Origin of the sequence: Streptomyces sp. 3211.6, assembly GCF_003634815.1 — a bacterium.
GTDB classification, from domain to species: domain Bacteria; phylum Actinomycetota; class Actinomycetes; order Streptomycetales; family Streptomycetaceae; genus Streptomyces; species Streptomyces katrae_A.
Genome location: NZ_RBXC01000001.1, coordinates 1,900,756 through 1,921,231, shown reverse-complemented (window position 1 = coordinate 1,921,231; position 20,476 = coordinate 1,900,756). Strand labels below are relative to the sequence as shown.

The 20,476-nt window shown below is 73.0% G+C and carries 18 protein-coding genes and 2 tRNA genes; 11 read left to right on the top strand and 9 right to left on the bottom strand.

What is annotated here, in order from left to right; translation table 11 throughout:
* Positions 1-101: 101 nt before the first annotated feature.
* Complete coding sequence (locus BX286_RS08995; RefSeq protein WP_100865039.1) at positions 102-1,541, top strand: amino acid permease; 1,440 nt, start codon at positions 102-104, stop codon at positions 1,539-1,541.
* Between the two features lie 160 nt (positions 1,542-1,701).
* Here the strand turns inward: BX286_RS08995 and BX286_RS08990 are convergent.
* Positions 1,702-1,786 (bottom strand) — tRNA-Leu (locus tag BX286_RS08990).
* A 163-nt stretch (positions 1,787-1,949) separates the two neighbouring features.
* A tRNA-Leu gene (locus BX286_RS08985) sits at positions 1,950-2,034 on the bottom strand.
* Positions 2,035-2,187: 153 nt separating this feature from the next.
* Here BX286_RS08985 and BX286_RS08980 point away from each other — a divergent pair.
* The 3 genes from BX286_RS08980 to BX286_RS37845 all read left to right on the top strand — a co-directional run bounded on the left by BX286_RS08980 (position 2,188) and on the right by BX286_RS37845 (position 4,843).
* Positions 2,188-3,528 carry a M20/M25/M40 family metallo-hydrolase gene (locus BX286_RS08980; RefSeq protein WP_079425341.1) on the top strand — a complete coding sequence of 447 codons (1,341 nt, stop codon included), beginning with the start codon at positions 2,188-2,190 and terminating at the stop codon, positions 3,526-3,528.
* Between the two features lie 136 nt (positions 3,529-3,664).
* Complete coding sequence (gene chpH / locus BX286_RS08975) at positions 3,665-3,898, top strand: chaplin ChpH (RefSeq protein WP_079425338.1); 234 nt, start codon at positions 3,665-3,667, stop codon at positions 3,896-3,898.
* Between the two features lie 150 nt (positions 3,899-4,048).
* A complete protein-coding gene (locus tag BX286_RS37845; protein ID WP_100865041.1) occupies positions 4,049-4,843 on the top strand; it encodes a chaplin in 795 nt (264 codons plus the stop codon).
* Between the two features lie 70 nt (positions 4,844-4,913).
* On the opposite strand, the gene BX286_RS08965 is transcribed toward BX286_RS37845, so the two are convergent.
* A complete protein-coding gene (locus tag BX286_RS08965) occupies positions 4,914-5,102 on the bottom strand; it encodes a DUF5703 family protein (RefSeq protein ID WP_079425334.1) in 189 nt (62 codons plus the stop codon).
* Positions 5,103-5,149: 47 nt separating this feature from the next.
* Between BX286_RS08965 and BX286_RS08960 the strand changes: the two genes are divergently transcribed.
* Positions 5,150-5,815 (top strand): hypothetical protein, encoded by a 666-nt coding sequence (locus BX286_RS08960; protein WP_079425329.1) that lies wholly within the window; start codon positions 5,150-5,152, stop codon positions 5,813-5,815.
* An 80-nt stretch (positions 5,816-5,895) separates the two neighbouring features.
* Here the strand turns inward: BX286_RS08960 and BX286_RS08955 are convergent, their stop codons facing one another.
* Positions 5,896-8,214, bottom strand: coding sequence for an ATP-dependent RecD-like DNA helicase (locus BX286_RS08955; RefSeq protein ID WP_187344110.1), 2,319 nt, complete (start codon positions 8,212-8,214; stop codon positions 5,896-5,898).
* A complete protein-coding gene (locus BX286_RS08950) occupies positions 8,211-9,194 on the bottom strand; it encodes an aldo/keto reductase (RefSeq protein ID WP_079425324.1) in 984 nt (327 codons plus the stop codon). The genes BX286_RS08955 and BX286_RS08950 overlap by 4 nt, the downstream gene beginning before the upstream one ends.
* Positions 9,195-9,303: 109 nt before the next feature.
* Here BX286_RS08950 and BX286_RS08945 point away from each other — a divergent pair, with 109 nt between their 5' ends.
* The gene (locus tag BX286_RS08945) at positions 9,304-10,353 is read left to right on the top strand and encodes an LLM class F420-dependent oxidoreductase (protein ID WP_100865043.1); all 1,050 of its coding nucleotides are present in this window, start codon (positions 9,304-9,306) and stop codon (positions 10,351-10,353) included.
* 290 nt (positions 10,354-10,643) lie between these two features.
* The gene (locus tag BX286_RS08940; RefSeq protein ID WP_079425320.1) at positions 10,644-11,432 is read left to right on the top strand and encodes a hypothetical protein; all 789 of its coding nucleotides are present in this window, start codon (positions 10,644-10,646) and stop codon (positions 11,430-11,432) included.
* A gap of 15 nt (positions 11,433-11,447) precedes the next feature.
* Here the strand turns inward: BX286_RS08940 and corA are convergent, their stop codons facing one another.
* Positions 11,448-12,440 carry a magnesium/cobalt transporter CorA gene (gene corA / locus BX286_RS08935; protein WP_079425317.1) on the bottom strand — a complete coding sequence of 331 codons (993 nt, stop codon included), beginning with the start codon at positions 12,438-12,440 and terminating at the stop codon, positions 11,448-11,450.
* 55 nt (positions 12,441-12,495) lie between these two features.
* Between corA and BX286_RS08930 the strand changes: the two genes are divergently transcribed.
* The 4 genes from BX286_RS08930 to mshC all read left to right on the top strand — a co-directional run bounded on the left by BX286_RS08930 (position 12,496) and on the right by mshC (position 16,019).
* The gene (locus BX286_RS08930) at positions 12,496-13,203 is read left to right on the top strand and encodes a histidine phosphatase family protein (RefSeq protein WP_079425315.1); all 708 of its coding nucleotides are present in this window, start codon (positions 12,496-12,498) and stop codon (positions 13,201-13,203) included.
* A gap of 75 nt (positions 13,204-13,278) precedes the next feature.
* Positions 13,279-13,869 (top strand): DUF3090 domain-containing protein, encoded by a 591-nt coding sequence (locus BX286_RS08925; protein WP_079425313.1) that lies wholly within the window; start codon positions 13,279-13,281, stop codon positions 13,867-13,869.
* Between the two features lie 5 nt (positions 13,870-13,874).
* A complete protein-coding gene (locus BX286_RS08920) occupies positions 13,875-14,669 on the top strand; it encodes an SCO1664 family protein (protein WP_079425311.1) in 795 nt (264 codons plus the stop codon).
* Positions 14,670-14,789: 120 nt separating this feature from the next.
* Positions 14,790-16,019, top strand: coding sequence for a cysteine--1-D-myo-inosityl 2-amino-2-deoxy-alpha-D-glucopyranoside ligase (gene mshC / locus BX286_RS08915; protein WP_079425309.1), 1,230 nt, complete (start codon positions 14,790-14,792; stop codon positions 16,017-16,019).
* A gap of 146 nt (positions 16,020-16,165) precedes the next feature.
* Here mshC and BX286_RS08910 read toward each other — a convergent pair whose 3' ends face one another.
* From BX286_RS08910 to glpK, 3 genes are all read right to left on the bottom strand, one after another.
* Positions 16,166-17,176 carry a PAC2 family protein gene (locus BX286_RS08910; RefSeq protein ID WP_121014811.1) on the bottom strand — a complete coding sequence of 337 codons (1,011 nt, stop codon included), beginning with the start codon at positions 17,174-17,176 and terminating at the stop codon, positions 16,166-16,168.
* A 126-nt stretch (positions 17,177-17,302) separates the two neighbouring features.
* A complete protein-coding gene (locus BX286_RS08905; RefSeq protein WP_079425305.1) occupies positions 17,303-18,910 on the bottom strand; it encodes a glycerol-3-phosphate dehydrogenase/oxidase in 1,608 nt (535 codons plus the stop codon).
* A gap of 38 nt (positions 18,911-18,948) precedes the next feature.
* Entirely contained in the window at positions 18,949-20,475 is a 1,527-nt protein-coding gene (gene glpK / locus BX286_RS08900) for a glycerol kinase GlpK (protein ID WP_079425303.1), read from the bottom strand.
* Position 20,476 lies beyond the last annotated feature (1 nt).

Below are 20,476 nucleotides of genomic sequence, written 5' to 3'. Positions count from 1 at the left end.
GGGGCGACAAAATCACCGGAACGCGGCACGGGGGATACCACCCAGCTCTCCCGCACGCGCCTTCCGGCCTGCCTGTCCGACCCACGAAGGCGAAGTCGTATATGAGTGACCGCACCTTGACCGAGGCTCCCGCCGAGGCGTCCTCCCGCCATGTCGACGCCGGTGACGAGGGCTACAGCAAGGACCTCAAGTCCCGCCACATCAACATGATCGCCATCGGCGGGGCGATAGGCACCGGCCTGTTCCTCGGCGCCGGCGGCCGCCTCGCCGGCGCCGGACCCTCCCTGGCCATCGCCTACGCGGTGTGCGGCGTCTTCGCCTTCTTCGTGGTCCGGGCCCTCGGCGAGCTCGTCCTCTACCGCCCCTCCTCCGGCGCCTTCGTCTCGTACGCGCGCGAGTTCATGGGGGAGAAGGGCGCCTACACGGCCGGCTGGCTCTACTTCCTCAACTGGTCCACCACCACCGTGGCCGACATCACGGCCGCCGCGACCTACGCGCACTTCTGGTCGATGTTCACCGACATCCCCCAGTGGGTGCTCGCCTTCATCGCCCTGGCCGTGGTCCTCACCGCGAACCTGATCTCGGTGAAGTACTTCGGCGAGATGGAGTTCTGGTTCTCCCTGGTCAAGGTCGCCGCCCTGGCGATCTTCCTGATCGTCGGCATCTACCTGGTCGCCACCAGCCACGACATCGGCGGCAGCACCCCGGGCCTGGCCAACATCACCGACCACGGCGGCATCTTCCCGTCCGGCGTGCTCCCGATGCTGCTGGTCATCCAGGGCGTGGTCTTCGCGTACGCCTCCGTCGAGCTCTGCGGCGTCGCCGCCGGCGAGACCGAGAACCCCGAGAAGATCATGCCGAAGGCGATCAACTCGATCATGTGGCGCGTGGGCCTGTTCTACGTCGGCTCCGTGGTCCTGCTCGCGCTGCTGCTCCCGTACACGGAGTACTCGGCCGACCAGAGCCCCTTCGTCACGGTCTTCGACAAGCTGGGCGTGCCCGGCGCCGCCGGCATCATGAACCTGGTCGTCCTGACGGCCGCCCTGTCCAGCCTGAACTCCGGCCTCTACTCCACCGGCCGGATCCTGCGCTCGATGGCCATGTCCGGCTCCGCCCCGAAGTTCACCGGCCTCATGAACAAGGGCAAGGTCCCCTACGGCGGTGTCCTCTTCACCGCCGCCTTCGGCGTCGCGGGCGTCGGCCTCAACGCCTGGATGCCCGGCGAGGCCTTCGAGATCGTCCTCAACCTGGCCTCCATCGGCATCCTCGGCACCTGGGCCATGGTCATGATCTGTTCGCTGTTCTTCTGGCGCCGGGCGCAGAACGGGCAGGTCGAGCGGCCCTCGTACCAGCTGCCCTGGGCGCCGTACACGCAGATCGTCACCCTGGTCTTCCTGGTGACCGTCCTGGTGCTGATGTGGTGCGACGGAGGCGTGGGCCGCACCACGGTGATGATCCTCCCCGGCATCGCCGCGGCCCTGGTCGGCGGCTGGTTCCTGGTCCGCCGCCGGGTGAGCGAGATCGCCGCCTCGCGCGACTGACGACCCCCACGGGCCCCTGGGGCCCCCGGGACGGGCTTCGGGCCCGCCCGGGGGCCCTTCGCCGTTCCAGGGCCCGCGCAGCGGGGGGAACGGACCGGCGGAAGACGAACCGGCGGAAAACGAAACAGGACCCCGCCGAAGCGGGGTCCTGCTCTTCATGTGTCCGAGGGGGGACTTGAACCCCCACGCCCGATAAAGGGCACTAGCACCTCAAGCTAGCGCGTCTGCCATTCCGCCACCCGGACGGGGTGTGTGTCGTTCCGGCCTCGGCGGCCGTGGCGACAGGTGAAACATTACCAAACATTCCGGGGGCGTCCGCGCCACCCCCGACCAGCGGCTTCCGGCCACAGGAAGCCCCCGCCGCACAACGAAGCAGGACCCCGCCGAAGCGGGGTCCTGCTCATGATGTGTCCGAGGGGGGACTTGAACCCCCACGCCCGATAAAGGGCACTAGCACCTCAAGCTAGCGCGTCTGCCATTCCGCCACCCGGACCGGGTGTGTGCGTCCCGGCCTCGCGGCCGTTCCGACGTGGAAAACATTACCAAACAGTCCGGGGTCCTCGATCACACCCCTTCCGGCTGGCGGACCGCCCTTGGGGAGAGCGCCCCCGGGCGGGAGGATGGGGGGTCAGCCGGTACGTGACCCATGGGAGGAAACAGCGTGAGCGCAGCGGCCGCGGGCAAGACCGTCTCGGGCCAGGACGAGGTCGTAGACCTCTGCCGGGACCTCATCCGGATCGACACCAGCAACTACGGGGACCACTCGGGCCCCGGCGAGCGCAAGGCGGCCGAGTGGGTCGCCGAGAAGCTCGCCGAGGTGGGGCTGGAGCCGCAGATCTTCGAATCGCACAAGGGGCGCGCCTCGACCGTGGCCCGGATCGAGGGCGAGGACCCCTCGCGGCCCGCGCTGCTGATCCACGGGCACACCGACGTGGTCCCGGCCAACGCCGCCGACTGGACCTACGACCCCTTCTCCGGCGAGGTCGCCGACGGCTGCGTGTGGGGCCGCGGGGCGGTCGACATGAAGGACATGGACGCGATGACGCTGGCCGTCGTGCGCGACCGCATGCGCAGCGGGCGCAAGCCTCCCCGCGACATCGTGCTGGCCTTCCTCGCGGACGAGGAGGCGGGCGGCACGTACGGCGCCCGGCACCTCGTGGACAAGCACCCCGGGCTCTTCGAGGGGGTCACCGAGGCGATCGGCGAGGTCGGCGGCTTCTCCTTCACCGTGAACGAGAACCTCCGCCTCTACCTGGTGGAGACCGCCCAGAAGGGCATGCACTGGATGCGGCTGACGGTGGAGGGCACCGCCGGCCACGGCTCCATGACCAACACCGACAACGCGATTACGGAGCTGTGCGAGGCCGTCGGCCGCCTCGGCCGCCACACCTGGCCCGTCCGCGTCACCAAGACCGTTCGACACTTCCTCGACGAACTCTCGGACGCGCTCGGAACCCCGCTCGACCCCGACGACATGGACGCCACCCTCGCCAAGCTCGGCGGGATCGCCAAGATGGTCGGCGCGACGCTGCGCAACTCGGCCGCCCCGACCATGCTCGGCGCCGGCTACAAGGTCAACGTCATCCCCGGCCAGGCCACGGCGCACGTGGACGGCCGCTTCCTGCCGGGCTACGAGGACGAGTTCTTCGCGGACCTCGACCGGATCCTCGGCCCGCGCGTGAAGCGGGAGGACGTGCACGCCGACAAGGCCCTGGAGACGGACTTCGACGGAAAGCTCGTGGACGCCATGCAGGGCGCCCTCAGGGCCGAGGACCCCATCGCGCGCGCCGTGCCCTACATGCTCTCGGGCGGCACCGACGCCAAGTCCTTCGACGACCTCGGCATCCGCTGCTTCGGCTTCGCGCCGCTCCAGCTGCCGCCGGAGCTGGACTTCGCGGGCATGTTCCACGGCGTGGACGAGCGGGTTCCGGTCGAGGGCCTGAAGTTCGGCGTACGGGTCCTCGACCGCTTCATCGACAACGCCTAACGCCGGGGATTCGGGAAGGTGTGCGTATTCCACTGAGAAGAGTGAATGCGCTCATACGCTCGTAGCCCCGGTGATCCCTCCTCGTTACAGGTGGTGCGGTCCGCGGCTGGGACCGCATTGCCTACTAGGAGGAACAATGCTCAAGAAGGTTGTCGCCGCTGCGGCTGCCACCGGTGGTCTGGTTCTCGCGGGTGCCGGCCTCGCCGTCGCCGACGCGGACGCCCAGGGCGCGGCCATCGGCTCCCCCGGTGTCCTGTCCGGCAACGTCGTCCAGGTCCCGGTCCACGTGCCGGTCAACGTCTGCGGCAACACCGTGAACGTGATCGCGCTGCTGAACCCGGCCTTCGGCAACACCTGCGTCAACGCCTGACGCTTCTGAAGTTCTGGCCCCGGAGCGCAATCCAGCGCTCCGGGGCCGCCGGGCATTCCGGCCCGGCTCCAGATCACGTCGGCGCGGCAGGCGGGGGAGCCCGTACAGCCTGTGCGCCACGCGAACGCACTCACCAGGGGACGAGTACAGATGCGACGACCGGTTCAGGTCACGAGGAAGACGCTGGTCACGATGGCGGCGGCGGGGGGTGTCCTCGCGCTCGGCGGCGGTTACGCCCAGGCGGACTCCGGCGCCTCCGGGCACGCCGCGAACTCCCCGGGCCTCCTGTCCGGGAACAACGTGCAGGCGCCGGTGGACGTGCCGGTGAACGCCTGCGGCAACACCGTGACGGTGGTGGGGGGGCTGAACCCGGCCTTCGGGAACCGCTGCGCCAACACCTCGCACGGGCCGCAGCACCCGGGCAACCCCGGACACCCGGGCAACCCGGGGCACCCCGGGAACCCGGGCGGCGGCGATGACGACTGCGACGAGGACCAGCCGGGCCACCCCGGCGGGGAGCACCCCGGCAACCCGGGCAACCCCGGTACCCCGGGCGGCAACCCCGGCACCCCGGGCGGTCACACGCCGGGCGGCGGCAACCCCGGCACCCCGGGGGGACACACCCCCGGCACCCCGGGCGGCCAGACGCCCGGCACCCCCGGCACGGGAACCCCGGGCGGCGGGCAGCACAACCCCGGCACCCCGGGCGGCCAGACGCCGGGCACCCCCGGCACGGGCACCCCGGGCACCGGCACCCCGGGCACGCCCGGCACCGGCCCCGGTACGGGCGGCGGCACCACCCCCGTCGGCCACTCCACGCCGGCACCGGGCGGCGGGCTCGCCGCCACCGGCGCCGGTGACGCCATGACGGCCGGACTCCCGCTCGCGGGCGGACTGCTGCTGGCCGGGACGGTGCTCTACCGGCGCGCCCGCAACTCCGCCTGACGCACCCCCAGGACGACGCGGGCCCCGGACCACCGGGGCCCGCGTCGTCGTGTGTCCGGCGCTCCCACGGTCACCAGGTGGCTCTGACCTGGCGGATGATCCGGCGGCGCAGCCGCGCGCGACGGCTGCCGTCCCGGTACAGGGTCATGCGGTCGAGCTCCCAGTGCCCGTACTCCGCGTGGTCGGTCAGCAGGCGGGTGGCCTCCTTGCGGGGGGTCCCGCGGGGCACGTACACGTCGACGAATTCGTATTCCGGCATCGTATCTATTGTGCGGGCACCGGCCCGCTACGGATAGCGTCTGCACTATGTCTGATGCCGCTCTGCCCACTGTTGCCGAGGTACGCGCCGCCGCCGAGGCGGTCAAGGCCGCTCTCGACCGTCACCTCGCCGCGGTCGAGAGCAGGATCGGGGACGAGGACCCGGCCGTCTACGCCGCGTTCAACGAACTCGCCGCCGCTGCCGAGGAGTACGACGAACTCCTCTACGACCGCTACGACGAGGTCACCCCCTTCGAGATCCCGACACCCGAGACCGGGGCCCGCTACACCGGCCCCGCCGAACCCGCGGCGTTCAGCGTGCTCATCCGCCGTGACTACACCGTCGTCGAACCGGCCCGGCTGATCGCCCAGGCCGAGCGCGTCGCCGCGCACGACCGTGACGCCGAACTCATCGACGACGGGGGCACGGGCGGAGCGCTCGGCGTGCTCTTCGGGGAGTACGAGCCCGACGAGATCGCCTCCCGCTCCAAGGACTTCGGCCTGGAGGAGGGCGACTCCACCCTCTGGATCGCCGCGTTGGAGGAGGTCGCGGAACCGGGGGACTGGCTGGGCTCGCCCTTCGGACAGACCGACCCGCAGGACGTCCTGCACCGGTTCGACGTGAGTTCCGTCTTCGACGAGGACGCGGAGTACTTCGAGGACGACGACACCGACGACAGCCCCGCCGCGCCCTCCGGCCTGACCCCGGCCTGACCCCGGCCCGAACCCGGCCCGACCGGGGAGGCACCGCGCCGCCTCCGTCCCGCCCGGACGGAGGCGGCGCGGTGCCGTCCCTACACCTGCTCCTGCTGGGCGGCCGTCAGCGCCCGCAGCAGGCCCGTGAGCCGGGTCGTGCGCGGCTTGGGCGGGACCTGGGCCACCGCGTGCGCCAGGGCCTGGTCGACCCCGTGCACCACCGACAGGTGCCGCACGGCCCGCCCGAACGCCGTGTAGACCCAGTCCCGGGTCAGGGTCTGCGCCGCGTCCCCCGGCAGCACCACGACCACCGCCGGCCAGCGCGAGCCGACGGCCTGGTGCGCCGTCACCGCCCAGCCGTGCCGCACCCGCGACTCCACCCGGTCCTTCGGCACGACGATCCGCCCGCCGGCCGCGTCCAGGTGCAGCCCCTCGGCGTCGGCCGACACCACCCGGGCCGGCACCGCCCGCCCGGGCGCGGGCACGTGGACCACCCGGTCGCCGGGGTCGAAGCCGCCGAACCGGCCCGGGCCCGGGTTCAGCCGCTCCTTGAGGGCCGCGTTCAGAGCGCGGGTCCCCGCCGGGCCGCCGTGGCCCGGGGTGATGACCTGCACGCCCTCCGCCGGGACGCCGAAGGCGCGCGGCACCGAGTCGGCCACCAGCTGCACGGTGCGGTGCACGGCCTCGCCGGCGTCGCGGACCGGCACGATCACGACCTCCTTGCCGGGGGCGTCGACCTGGTGCAGCTCCCCGATCCCGATCCCCGAGACCAGCTCGCCGACCGGGCCCGGGTCCGGGGTCCGGGACACCACGTGGGGGAAGGCACGGGCCGCCAGCACATCGGCGAACACCCGGCCGGGCCCCGCCGAGCCGAGCACCCCGGGGTCACCGGAGAGCACCAGCCGGGCCCCGTCCGGCACCGACTCCACCAGGGCGGCGGCCGCCTCCACGTCCAGCTGCGGGGCGTCCAGGACGACCAGCAGGTCCAGCTCGAAGCGGCCGTCCGCGTCCCGGCCGGGGCCCTGGGCCCCCGCCAGCAGCTCAGCGACCGTGACGGCCCCGGGCGCCGGGGCGTGCGCGGCCAGGACCGTGCGCAGGCCCAGCTCGCGGGCGGCCGCCACCAGGGCGAGGGGTTCGGCGCGGGCCGCCTCGCCGCCCGTGTGGGTGACCAGGCCCGCTCCGGCCACGGCACGGACCAGCTCGGCGCCCGGGCCGGCCGCCGCCGCGGACCAGTCGGCCGGGGCCGTGAAGGTGGCCGCCAGCCGGGCCAGGCCGTCGGCCAGGCTCTCCTCCGCCAGGGCGTGCTCCTCCAGGCCCACGAGCACGCGTACGGGCTGCTCCTCGTCCTCCGCGACGGGCTCGCCCAGCGGTTCGTGGAACACCAGCACCGCGCCGTCGCCGATCGCCGCCTCCAGGGTCTCGGCGGGGGCCGGCACCCCGTACTGGGCCAGGGCCTTCTCCAGCACGGGGGCCTCCAGGGCGGTGTGCCCGCGCTCGGCGGCCTGCGCCAGCAGCCAGCCCACCAGGGCGGCGCCGCGCCGCTCGTCGGCGGGACCGGCCGCGGGGCCGAGCAGGGCCTGGGCGAAGCCGTCGGCCTGCGCCGGGCGCACCCCGGGGACGGCCAGGAGCCGCCAGGGGTCCTCGGCCAGCTGCTCGGCCGCGCCCTCCCCGAGGACCTCGGCGGCCGGCCCGGCCAGTGCCTCCGGGGCCCCGCCGCGCGCCAGCACGGCCCGGACGGCCCCGGCGTCGCCGGCGGTCCGGGCCGGGGCCTGCGGGCGCGGCTGCGGGGGAGCGGGGGCGGGGCGGCGGGGTGCGGGCGGGGCCTCGTCGAAGGTGAGGGCGGGCGCCTTGGCTCCGCTCTCCACGGCCCGCACGGCGGCCAGCAGGTCGGCCGCCCGGCCGCTGAGCTTGCCGCCCGCGTCGACGGGGTGGTCCCGCTCGGCCTTGCGCCGCGCGATCCGCTCCCGCTCGATCCGCTGCGCGGCCAGCTCGGCCTGAGCCTCGCTCAGCCCCGGCGCCGCCGCCTGCTCGGCCCCGGCCCCGTCCGAAGGGGCCGCCGCCTCGCCGGTGCCCTCGGCGGTGGGGGCCTCCGCTCCGGGCTCCGCCTCGGAGGGGCGCTTGGCGGTGGGGGCCTCCGCTTCGGGTTCCGCCTCGGAGGGGCGCTCGGCGGTGGGGGCCTCCGCCCCGGGCTCCGCCTCGCCGGTGCCCTCGGCAGAGGAGGCCTCCGCTCCGGGGCCTGTGGTGTCGTCCCCCTCCCCGTCCCCTCCCGAAACCAGGGGCTCCGCTCCCGCCCCCTCGTCCGGTCCGGCCTCGGCGCGGTCCGCGCCGGGCCGCTCCTGGGCCCCGGGTGCGCCGGAGGCCTCCGGCTGCGCCCCCGGGGTCGTGGCCTCGGGCGTCGTCTCGGGGTCCGTGCTCACAGCGTGCTCCAGTCCTGGTCGGGGTAGCGGTGCACGGGTGCGGATACGTCGTCCAGCGCCCGGCGGATCTCCTCCGGAAGACTAAGGGCCTCCACCGACAGCGCCGCCGCGAGCTGCGCCGACGTGCGGGCGCCGACGATGGGGGCGGCGACCCCGGGACGGTCGCGGACCCAGGCCAGGGCCACCTGGACCGGGGTGACCGCGAGGCCCTGGGCGGCGGTGACGACCGCGTCCACGATCCGGCCCGCCGCCTCGTCCAGGTACGGCTCCACGAACGCCGCGAGCGAGGCCGACGCGCCCCGGGAGTCCGCCGGGGTGCCCTCGCGGTACTTGCCGGTGAGGACCCCCCGGCCGAGCGGGGAGGAGGGGAGCAGGCCCACCCCGAGGTCCAGGGCCGCCGGCAGGACCTCCCGTTCGACGCCCCGCTGGAGGAGGGAGTACTCCATCTGCGTCGAGGCCAGCCGGGTCCGTACCCCCGGCGCCGCGAGCTGCCAGGTCGCCGCCTTCGCCAGCTGCCAGCCGCTGAAGTTCGACACCCCGGCGTAGCGGGCCCGCCCGCTGGCCACCGCCAGGTCCAGCGCCTGAAGGGTCTCGTCGAGGGGGGTCTGCGGGTCGAAGGCGTGGACCTGCCACAGGTCCACGTGGTCGGTGCCCAGCCGGTCCAGGGAGTCGTCCAGGGCAGCCAGCAGGTGTCCGCGCGAGCCGTTGAAACGCCTGTCGGGGTCCGGGACGCTGCCCGCCTTGGTCGCGATCACCAGGTCCCGGCGCGGTACGAGGGAGCCCACCAGCCGCCCCAGAAGGTACTCCGACTCCCCGCCTGCGTACACGTCGGCCGTGTCGACCAGCGTGCCGCCCGCCTCCCAGAACGTCTTCAACTGCTCGGCGGCGGCTTCCTCGCCGGTGTCGCGGCCCCAGGTCAGGGTGCCGAGGCCGATCCGGGAGACGCGCAGTCCGGTGCGGCCGAGATGCCTCTGCTCCATGAGCGCTGAGACTACTGGGGCACTGCCGCGAGGCCGTCGGGCGCGCTAGAGTCCCTGCGCAGACCTACGTTACTGATCGGTAAACCGGCACATCGTAAGGGGACGACACATGCGGCTCGGCATCAATCTCGGCTACTGGGGTGCGGGCATGGACGCCGACAACCTCGCCGTCGCCCAGGAGGCCGACCGCCTCGGCTACGACGTCTGCTGGGCGGCCGAGGCCTACGGCTCCGACGCGGCGACCGTACTGGCCTGGGTCGCCGCCCAGACCGAGCGGATCGACGTCGGCTCGGCCATCTTCCAGATCCCGGCCCGCCAGCCCGCGATGACCGCCATGACCGCCGCCACCCTGGACTCCCTCACCAAGGGCCGCTTCCGTCTGGGCCTCGGCGTCTCCGGCCCCCAGGTCTCCGAGGGCTGGTACGGCGTCAAGTTCGACAAGCCCCTCGCCCGCACCCGCGAGTACGTGGACATCGTCCGCAAGGCCATGAGCCGCGAGCGCCTCAGCTACGACGGCGAGCACTGGACCCTGCCGCTGCCCGGCGGCCCCGGCAAGCCGCTCAAGCTCACCGTGCACCCCGAGCGCCCGCACATCCCGCTCTACATCGCCGCCATCGGCCCCAAGAACCTGGAGCAGACCGGCGAGATCGCCGACGGCGCCCTGCTGATCTTCCCGGCCGCCGAGCACCTGGAGGAGACGGCCCTGCGCCACATCCGCGCGGGCCGCGCGAAGGCCGGACTGACCATGGACGGCTTCGACGTCTGCCCCACCGTGCCGCTGGCCGTCGGCGAGGACGTGACCGCCCTCGCGGACATGTTCCGCCCCTACACCGCCCTGTACGTCGGCGGCATGGGCAGCCCGAAGCAGAACTTCTACAACCAGCTCGCCCAGCGGATGGGGTACGAGAAGGAGGCCGCCGAGATCCAGGCCAAGTACCTGGGCGGCGACAAGACGGGCGCGGCGGCCGCCGTTCCGCACTCGCTGATCGACTCCACCACCCTGCTCGGCTCGGTGGAGCGCATCGCCGACCGGATGCGGGCCTACGCCGGTGCCGGGGTCACCACCCTCACGCTCGCCCCCGCCGGGTTCACCCTGGACGAGCGGCTCACCGCCCTGCGGGCCGGCACCGAGGCCCTGGAGCTGGCCGGCCTGGCCTGACGCGCACGGGCCGCCCCGGCGGCCGTCGGACGGAGCCTCCCCCGGCCACCGCCGGGCGGGCTCCCGCGCGGCCGCCCGAAGCCCGCGCGGCGGTGCGGGGCGGCGTCGGAGAGGGGTCAGCGGCCGTGGTGGGGGCTCGGGGGGTCTTCCCCGCCACGGCCGACACAGCGAACAACGCCCGGCCGGCCCGCGGGGTTACGCCCCGCGGTACGGTCCGCGGTTTCGTTCATTCGGGCGAGTCGCGGCACCCCACGGTTGCCCGCCCGCTCCATCCGCATTTGACTCGTTCCATGCTCTCCGCACGCAGCCTGTTCCAGGAGATCGTCGACGACGACGCCTCCTTCCAGCTGTTCTGCTCCATCGCCGCCGGCGGGGAGTCGCAGGGCGGCTGGGAGAACGCCAGGATCGCCGCCCTCGTCCCCGACGGCATGCGCGACCTCGCGCCCAAGATCGTCCGGCACGGCGCCGACGAGGACAAACACGGCCGGATCTTCCGCGCCCTGCTGCGCAAGCGCGGCCTGCCCGCCGTGCCCGTCCCGCCCGAGACCGACTACACCATGCTCCTCGAAGGCCGCGGCATCGGCCTCGCCCACGAGAAACTGCGCCGCGACGAGCCGCTGAGCGAGGAGGACATCGTCGTCTACCTCGCGCACAGCCGGGTCACCGAACAGCGCGCCGCCGACCAGATGGACATGCTCCTGCGCCACTTCGGCGACCACCCCGAGGTCGGCAAGGCCATCAGGGTGATCAGCCACGACGAGGACAACCACCTCGCCTACTGCCACGAGGAACTGCTGCGCCTGGCCCGCGAGGGCCACGGCCGGACCATCCAGCGGGTCCTGCGCGACAGCGCCCTCGCCGAGATCGGCGTCTACCGGGACGTCAGCCTCGCCGTCATGGACCACATGGGCCGGCTGCTGCGCTGGCCCGCCCCCAAGGCGGCCGCGCTCGCCGCCGGCATCCGCGGGATGTACGCGTACGAGCGCTTCAGCGGCTGGCACCGCATGATCGCACTGCGCGCGCCCGAGCGCGCGAACCCGCTCGGCGGCCGGCCCGCCCCCGCGCCCGGCCTCGCCTGAGCCGGGCCGCGGCCCTCACAGCCAGCCGCGCCGCTTGAACATCCGGTGCAGCCCCAGGCACAGGCCCACCATCAGCAGCAGCACCACCGGATAGCCCCACCACTCCCGCAGCTCCGGCATGTGGTCGAAGTTCATCCCGTAGATCCCCGCGACCATCGTCGGCACGGCCGCCATGGCCGCCCACGCGGAGATCTTGCGCATGTCGTCGTTCTGCCGGACCCCCATCTGCGCCAGGTGCGCGGCCAGCGCGTCCGACAGCAGCCGGTCCAGGCCCTCGACGTACTCGTTCGCCTTCGTCAGGTGGTCGGCGACGTCCCGGAAGAACGGCCTGGCGTGGTCGTGCACGAACGGCACGTCCCCGAAGGCCAGCCGGTCCATCGGCTGCAGCAGCGGGCTCGTCGCCCGGCGGAACTCCAGCACCTGCCGCTTGAACCCGTAGATCCGGGCCGCGGTGTTCTTCGTGTCCGTGACGTTCGGCGCGAAGACCTCCGCCTCCAGCTCCTCCAGGTCCGCCTGGAGCTCGGCCGCCACCTCGATGTAGTGGTCCACCACCGCGTCGGACACCGCGTACAGCACCGCCGTGGGCCCGTGCCGCAGCACCCCCGGCTCGTGCTCCAGCCGCCGCCGCACGGCCGCCAGCGCCGCGCCCTCGCCGTGCCGGACGGTCACCACGAACGAGTCGCCGATGAACAGCATCAGCTCGCCCGTGGTCACCGTGTCCGCGTCGTCGTCGTACATGACCGGCTTGAGGACGACGAACAGCGAGTCGTCGTACACCTCCAGCTTCGGCCGCTGGTGCGCGGTCAGCGCGTCCTCCACCGCCAGCCTGTGCAGCCCGAACTCATGGCTGACGTGGGCGAACTCCTCCTCCGTCGGCTCGTACATGCCGATCCACAGGAAGGCGTCCCCCACCGCGCGCGCCTGCGCCAGGGCCTCCGAGAGGTCGCCCGGGGCCTCGGAGCGCCGGCCGTCACGGTACATCGCGCAGTCCACAATCACGCGGGGCATTCTTCCCCCACCGGCGCCCGCCCGCACGTCGGCCGCACCGCTTAGGCTGGCCCCCATGGCCACGCTGATCCTCGTACGACACGGGCGGTCCACCGCCAACACCGCCGGTCTGCTCGCCGGCTGGACCCCCGGGGTCGCCCTCGACGAGCGGGGCGCCGGGCAGGCCGCCGCGCTGCCCGGACGACTCGACGGAGTGCCCCTCGCCGCCGCCGTGTGCAGCCCGCTCCAGCGCTGCCGGGAGACCCTGGCCCCGCTGCTCGCCGCCCGCCCCGGCCTGCCCCTGCACACCGACGAGCGGATCGGGGAGTGCCACTACGGCGACTGGTCGGGCCGCAAGCTCTCCGAACTCGGCGACGAACCCCTCATGAAGATCGTCCAGCAGCACCCCTCGGCCGCCGCCTTCCCCGGCGGCGAGTCCATGCGTGCCATGCAGAACCGCGCCGTGGAGGCCGTCCGCGAGTGGAACGCGCGGATCGAGGAGGAGCACGGCGCCGACGCCGTCTTCCTGATGTGCTCCCACGGCGACATCATCAAGTCCGTCGTCGCCGACGCCCTCGGCATGCACCTCGACCTCTTCCAGCGCATCCACGTCGACCCCTGCTCGGTCACCGCGATCCGCTACACCCCCACCAGGCCCTTCCTGCTGCGCCTCGGCGACACCGGCGACTTCGCCCCGCTGATCCCGGCCGCGGCGCCGCCCGCGGAGAGCGCGGCCGAGGGCGGCGGCAACGCCGTCGTGGGCGGCGGCGCGGGCGCGGCCTGATCGGACGGCGCAGTAGGGTGGCAGGGCCAACACAACTGCGCAGCCCTGCCCCCGCCCCAGACTTGGAGACCGGTCGTGCCCCGTCAGGTGTTCCTTTACGACCCGCCGGACCGCTTCGTGGCGGGCACCGTCGGTCTGCCTGGACGTCGCACCTTCTTCCTCCAGGCCTCCCAGGGCCCCCGCGTCACCAGCGTCTCCCTGGAGAAGACGCAGGTCGCGGCGCTGGCCGAGCGGATGGACGAGCTGCTGGACGAGGTCGTGCGCCGCACCGGGGGCAACGCCCCCGTCCCCGCCGTCGCCTCCGCCGAAGCCGCCGACACCGCACCGCTGGACGTCCCCGTCGAGGAGGAGTTCCGCGTCGGCACCATGGCGCTGGCCTGGGACGGCGAACAGCAGCGCATGATCGTCGAGGCCCAGGCGCTCGTCGAACTCGACGCCGACTCCGAGGAGGACCTGGCAGAGGCCGAGGAGCGGCTCCTCCAGGACGAGGAGAACGGCCCGCCCATGCTGCGCGTACGGCTCTCCGGCGCCCAGGCGCGGGCCTTCGCCAAGCGGGCCCTGGACGTGGTCAACGCCGGCCGCCCGCCGTGCCCGCTGTGCAGCCTGCCCCTGGACCCCGAGGGGCACGTGTGCCCCCGCCAGAACGGGTACCGGCGTCAGGTGTGAGCGGCGTGACCCCGATAGAGGAGCTGCTCACCCGCGGTGAGCTCACCGTCCGCGGCCGCATCGCCGAGGCGTCCAACGCCGTGCTGCTGTGCACCGTGGCCTACGAGGGCCGCAGCGCCGAGTGCGTCTACAAGCCCGTCAAGGGCGAGCGGCCGCTGTGGGACTTCCCCGACGGCAACCTCGCCCGGCGCGAGCGCGCCGCCTACCTCGTCTCCGAGGCCACCGGATGGGGGCTCGTGCCCACCACCGTGCTGCGCGACGGCCCCTACGGAGAGGGCATGGTGCAGCACTGGATCGACGCCGGAGAACAGCCGGAGCCGCAGCTGCTCGCGCTCGTGGAGGGCGAGGAGGCCGGGGAGGGCTGGAAGGCGGTCGCCCTCGCCGAGGTCGGGGAGGGCCGCACGGCCCTGCTCGTCCACGCCGACGACCCCAGGCTGCGCCGGCTCGCCGTCCTCGACGCCGTGATCAACAACGGTGACCGCAAGGGCGGCCACCTGCTCCCCGCGCCCGACGGCCGCCTCTACGGGATCGACCACGGTGTGACCTTCCACTCCGAGGACAAGCTCCGCACCCTGCTCTGGGGCTGGGCGGGGGAGCCGCTGACCGGTGAGGCGCGCTCCGTGCTGACCTCCCTGGAGGCCCAGCTGGCCGAGGACGCCCCGCTGACCGCCCGGCTGGCCGAACTGATCACCCCCGCAGAGCTGGCCGCCGTACGGGCCCGTGTCGCCTTCCTGCTGCGCAGCGGGACGCACCCCAAGCCCTCCGGGCAGTGGCCGTCGATCCCCTGGCCGCCCGTCTGAGCAGGGCGGACGCCCGAAGAGGACAGACGCACAGATCCGGCCAAAGCGCAAGGGTGGCGATCAAGCCAACAGTGCTGCTCCCATTCGTTTCCGGAACAGTCGTCCGGTTAGGCTCGAAGCATGCATGCCTGGCCCGCTTCTGAGGTCCCCGCCCTGCCCGGCAAGGGCCGCGACCTCCAGATCCACGACACCGCGACCCGGGCGACGGTCACCGTCGACCCCGGTCCCGTCGCCCGCCTCTACGTCTGCGGAATCACTCCGTACGACGCGACCCACATCGGTCACGCGGCGACCTACAACGCGTTCGACCTCGTTCAGCGCGTGTGGCTCGACAACAAGCGCCAGGTCCACTACGTCCAGAACGTCACGGACGTGGACGATCCGCTGCTGGAGCGGGCGCTGCGCGACGGGCACGACTGGACCGAGCTCGCGGAGCGCGAAACCGCCCTCTTCCGCGAGGACATGACCGCCCTGCGGATGCTGCCCCCGCAGCACTACATCGGCGCCGTCGAGGCCATACCCGGCATCGTGCCGCTGGTCGAGCGGCTCCGCGACGCGGGCGCCGCGTACGAACTCGAGGGCGACATCTACTTCTCGGTGGAGTCCGACCCGCACTTCGGCGGGGTCTCCCACCTCGACGCCCAGGCGATGCGGCTGCTGTCCGCGGAGCGCGGCGGCGACCCGGACCGCCCGGGCAAGAAGAACCCCCTGGACCCGATGCTGTGGATGGCCGCCCGCCCGGGCGACCCGAGCTGGGACGGCGCCTCGCTGGGGCCCGGCCGGCCGGGCTGGCACATCGAGTGCGTGGCCATCGCCCTGGAACACCTGGGCATGGGCTTCGACATCCAGGGCGGCGGCTCCGACCTCGCCTTCCCGCACCACGAGATGGGCGCCTCCCACGCGCACGCGCTGACGGGCGAGTTCCCGATGGCCAAGGCGTACGTCCACGCGGGCATGGTCGCCCTGCACGGCGAGAAGATGTCGAAGTCCAAGGGCAACCTGGTCTTCGTCTCGGCCCTGCGGCGCGCCGGCGTGGACCCGGCCGCCATCCGCCTGGCGCTGCTGTCGCACCACTACCGGGCGGACTGGGAGTGGACGGACGCCGTCCTCGCCGAGGCGGAGGCCCGCCTGGCGCGCTGGCGCGCGGCGGTCTCCCGCCCGGACGGCGTTCCCGCCGATTCGCTGGTGGAGGAGGTCCGCGAGGCCCTGGCCCGTGACCTGGACGCCCCTGCCGCCCTCGCGGCGGTGGACCGCTGGGTCGAGCGGCAGCTCGCCTCCGACGAAACGGACGAGACGGCCCCCGGCCTCGTCTCCCGCACGGTGGACGCCCTCCTGGGCGTAGCGCTGTAGCCTCAAACGCCGGCGGGGCCAGACAGAGCCCCGCCGGCGTTTGAGGCGCGGGGGTCTGGGGGCGGAGCCCCCTGGGAACGGTGGAAGGGCGGGTAGGGGACCGCTCCGCGCAGCGGCAGCCGCACCCCGCCCGCCCTCCCGGACGGCTACGCCTGCGGGGCCTCGGGGGAGTCGTCCCCCGGCTCATCCGGCTCATCCGGCTCCGGCGGCGCAGCCGGAGGCTCCTCCGCAGAAGGCTCCGGCTTCCGCTTCGACGCCCGCGGCCCCGCAGACGTGTCCCGCAGGTACGACCCGTCCCCCGGCCCGTCGGCAGACGAAGGGTCCCGTCGCCGCAGGTACCGCTCGAACTCCCGCGCGATGGCGTCCCCGGACGCCTCCGGGAGGTCCGCCGTGTCCCGCGCCTCCTCCAGCGTCTGGACGTACTCCGCCACCTCGCTGTCCTCGGCGGCCAGTTGGTCCACCCCCAGCTGCCACGCCCGCGCGTCCTCCGGCAGTTCCCCGAGGGGGATCCTGATGTCGATCAGGTCCTCCAGCCGGTTCAGCAGCGCCAGCGTCGCCTTCGGGTTCGGCGGCTGCGACACGTAGTGCGGCACCGCCGCCCACAGCGACACCGCCGGGACCCCCGCGTGCGTGCAGGCCTCCTGGAGCACGCCCACGATCCCCGTCGGGCCCTCGTACTTGGTCTCCTCCAGGTCCATCGTCCGCGCCAGGTCGGGGTCCGACGTCACCCCGCTGACCGGCACCGGCCGGGTGTGCGGGGTGTCCCCGAGGAGCGCGCCGAGGATGACGACCATCTCCACGCCCAGCTCGTGCGCGAAACCCAGCAGCTCGTTGCAGAACGACCGCCACCGCATGGACGGTTCGATGCCCCGCACCAGCACCAGGTCGCGCGGCTTCGCCCCGCCGATCCGGACCACCGACAGCCGCGTCGTCGGCCAGGTGATCTTCCTGACCCCGTGCTCCAGGAACACCGTCGGCCGGTTGACCTGGAAGTCGTAGTAGTCCTCGGCGTCGAGCGCCGCGAAGACCTCGCCCTTCCACTCCCGGTCCAGGTGCGCCACCGCACCGGAGGCGGCGTCACCCGCGTCGTTCCAGCCCTCGAACGCGGCCACCATGACCGGGTCGATCAGCTCGGGCACGCCCTCAAGCTCGATCACCCAGGTCTCCTTCCGAAGTTCCTTGTGTACGTGGGAAAGCCTAAGCCTTGTGGGGTCGGCCGCCACAGTCCACGACAGAGGGGCGGTTCCCCTCGGAACCGCCCCTCTTCCCCACCTGCGTACGAGCTATGCCTTGCGGGCCAGCATCTCCTCGACGCGGGCCCGTACGGACTCGTCGTCCAGGCCGCGGATGGTCACCGTCGTACGGCGGCGCAGCACGTCGTCCGCGGTCTCGGCCCACTCGTGGTCACGGGCGTAGGCGACCTGCGCCCAGATCTCCGGGCCGTCCGGGTGGATGCGCTCGGCGAGCGCCGGGTCCTCGTTCGCCAGGCGGGCGATGTCGAAGGCCAGCGAGCCGTAGTGCGAGGCCAGGTGGCGGGCGGTCAGCGGGTCCATCCGGGCGCCGGGCTCGTGGTCCACGAGCAGGCGGTGCGCGACGGCGTTCGGGTTGGCGACACCGGGCAGCGGGACGCGGCGCACGAGGGACTTCACCGGCTCCATGTCATCGGTCAGCGGGCTGCCGGGGAGCTTGGCGAGCTTGTCCATGACCACGCGGCCGATGTGGCGGTACGTGGTCCACTTGCCGCCGGCGACGGACAGCATGCCGCCCGCGCCCTCGGTGACGACCGTCTCGCGCTTGGCCTTCTCGACGCCGCCGGGGCCGCCGGGCAGCACGCGCAGGCCGGCGAAGGCGTACGTCATCAGGGAGCGGTCGAGGTCGGCGTCCTTGATCGAGAAGGCGGCCTCGTCCAGGATCTGCTGGATGTCCTTCTCGGTGGCGCGCACGTCCGCCGGGTCGCCCTCGTACACCTCGTCGGTGGTGCCGAGCAGGAGCTGGTCCTCCCACGGCAGGGCGAAGGTGATGCGGTACTTGTCGATCGGGGTGGCCATGGCGGCCTTCCACGGCGACTTGCGCTTCATGACGATGTGCGCGCCCTTGGAGAGGCGGATCGACGGCAGCGCGTGCTTGTCTTCCATGCGCCGCAGGTGGTCCACCCACGGGCCGGTGGCGTTGAGCACGACGCGGGCGTCGACGCCGAACTCGGTGCCGTCGAGGCGGTCCTTGAGCTCGGCACCCGAGACCCGGCCGCGCGTCATGCGCAGGCCGGTGACCTCGGCGTGGTTGAGGACGACCGCACCCGACTCGACGGCCGCGCGCACCGTCATCACGGCGACGCGGGAGTCGTTCATCTGGTGGTCGTAGTAGACCGCGACGGCCTTGAGGTTGTCGGTCTTCAGACCGGGGTTGTCGGCGACGGCACGGGCCGGGGATATGACCTTGCCCATGCCGTCGCCGAAGGCCGAGAGGGCGGAGTAGGCGAAGACGCCCGCGCCCAGCTTGGCCGCACCCACCGGGCCGCCCTTGTAGACCGGCAGGTAGAAGGTGAGCGGGTTGACCAGGTGCGGGGCCACGTCCTTGGCCAGCACCCGCCGCTCGTGGTGGTTCTCGGCCACCAGCTTGACCGCGCCGGTCTGCAGGTAGCGCAGACCGCCGTGGACGAGCTTGGAGGAGGCGGAGGAGGTGGCGCCGGCGAAGTCGCCGGCGTCCACCATGGCGACCCGCAGACCCGACTGCGCGGCGTGCCAGGCCACCGAGGTGCCCAGGATTCCACCGCCGATGACCAGCAGGTCGTACGTGGCCTTCGCCAGCTGCTCACGGGTCTCGGCGCGGCTCGGGTTCGAGCCGGCGGTCGGGTGCGTGCCCAGTGCGGGGACGCTCTGCAGGGTGCTCATGTCTCTTCAGCTCCTCGTCATTTCGACAGCTGGTGCGGTCAGCCGGCGTTCTCGTCGTCGATCCAGCCCATGGACCGCTCGACGGCCTTGAGCCAGTTCTTGTACTCGCGGTCCCGCTGCTCGGCGGGCATCCGCGGGGTCCACTCCGCCGCGCGGCGCCAGTTGGCGCGCAGGGCGTCGGTGTCCGGCCAGAAGCCGACGGCCAGGCCGGCGGCGTAGGCGGCGCCGAGGCAGGTGGTCTCGGCGACCATCGGACGGACCACGGGGGCGTCCAGGAAGTCGGAGAGCGTCTGCATCAGCAGGTTGTTGGAGGTCATACCACCGTCGACCTTGAGGGCCGCCAGCTCGACGCCGGAGTCCTTGGTCATGGCGTCGGTGATCTCTCGGGTCTGCCAGGCGGTGGCCTCGAGGACGGCACGGGCGATGTGCGCCTTGGTGACGTACCGGGTGAGGCCGGCGATCACACCGCGGGCGTCGGAGCGCCAGTACGGGGCGAACAGGCCGGAGAAGGCCGGTACGAAGTAGGCGCCGCCGTTGTCCTCGACGGAGGAGGCCAGGGTCTCGATCTCGGCCGCGGACTTGATCAGGCCCATCTGGTCGCGCATCCACTGGACGAGCGAGCCGGTGACGGCGATGGAGCCCTCCAGGGCGTAGACCGGCTTCTGGTCGCCGATCTGGTAGCCGACCGTGGTCAGCAGGCCGCTGTAGGAGTTGATGATCTTGTCGCCGGTGTTCATCAGCATGAACGTGCCGGTGCCGTAGGTGGACTTGGCCTCGCCCTCGGCGAAGCAGGTCTGGCCGAAGAGGGCGGCCTGCTGGTCACCGAGCGCCGAGGCGACCGGGACACCGGCGAGGACGCCGTCCTTGACGTGGCCGTAGACCTCGGCGGAGGACTTGATCTCGGGGAGCACGTTGAGCGGGACGCCCATCGACTCGGCGATCTTCTCGTCCCACGCCAGGGTGTGCAGGTTCATCAGCATGGTGCGCGAGGCGTTGGTGACGTCCGTGACGTGCGCACCGCCCTGGGCGCCACCGGTGAGGTTCCAGATGACCCAGGAGTCCATGGTGCCGAAGAGGATGTCCCCGGCCTCGGCGCGCTCGCGCAGGCCCTCGACGTTGTCGAGCAGCCAGCGGACCTTCGGGCCGGCGAAGTAGCTCGCCAGCGGCAGGCCGGTCTCGCGGCGGAAGCGGTCCTGGCCGACGTTGCGGCCGAGCTCCTTGCACAGGGCGTCGGTGCGGGTGTCCTGCCAGACCAGCGCGTTGTGCACCGGCTCGCCGGTGTTCTTGTCCCACAGGACGGTGGTCTCGCGCTGGTTGGTGATGCCGACGGCCTTGACGTCGGCGGCGGTGATCTCGGCCTTGGCGATGGCGCCGGCGACGACCTCCTGGACGTTGGTCCAGATCTCGGTGGCGTCGTGCTCGACCCAGCCCGGCTTCGGGAAGATCTGCTCGTGCTCCTTCTGGTCGACGGCGACGATGCGGCCGTCGCGGTCGAAGACGATGCAGCGGGAGGAGGTGGTGCCCTGGTCGATCGCGGCGATGAAGGGGCCGGTGCTGCTGGTCATG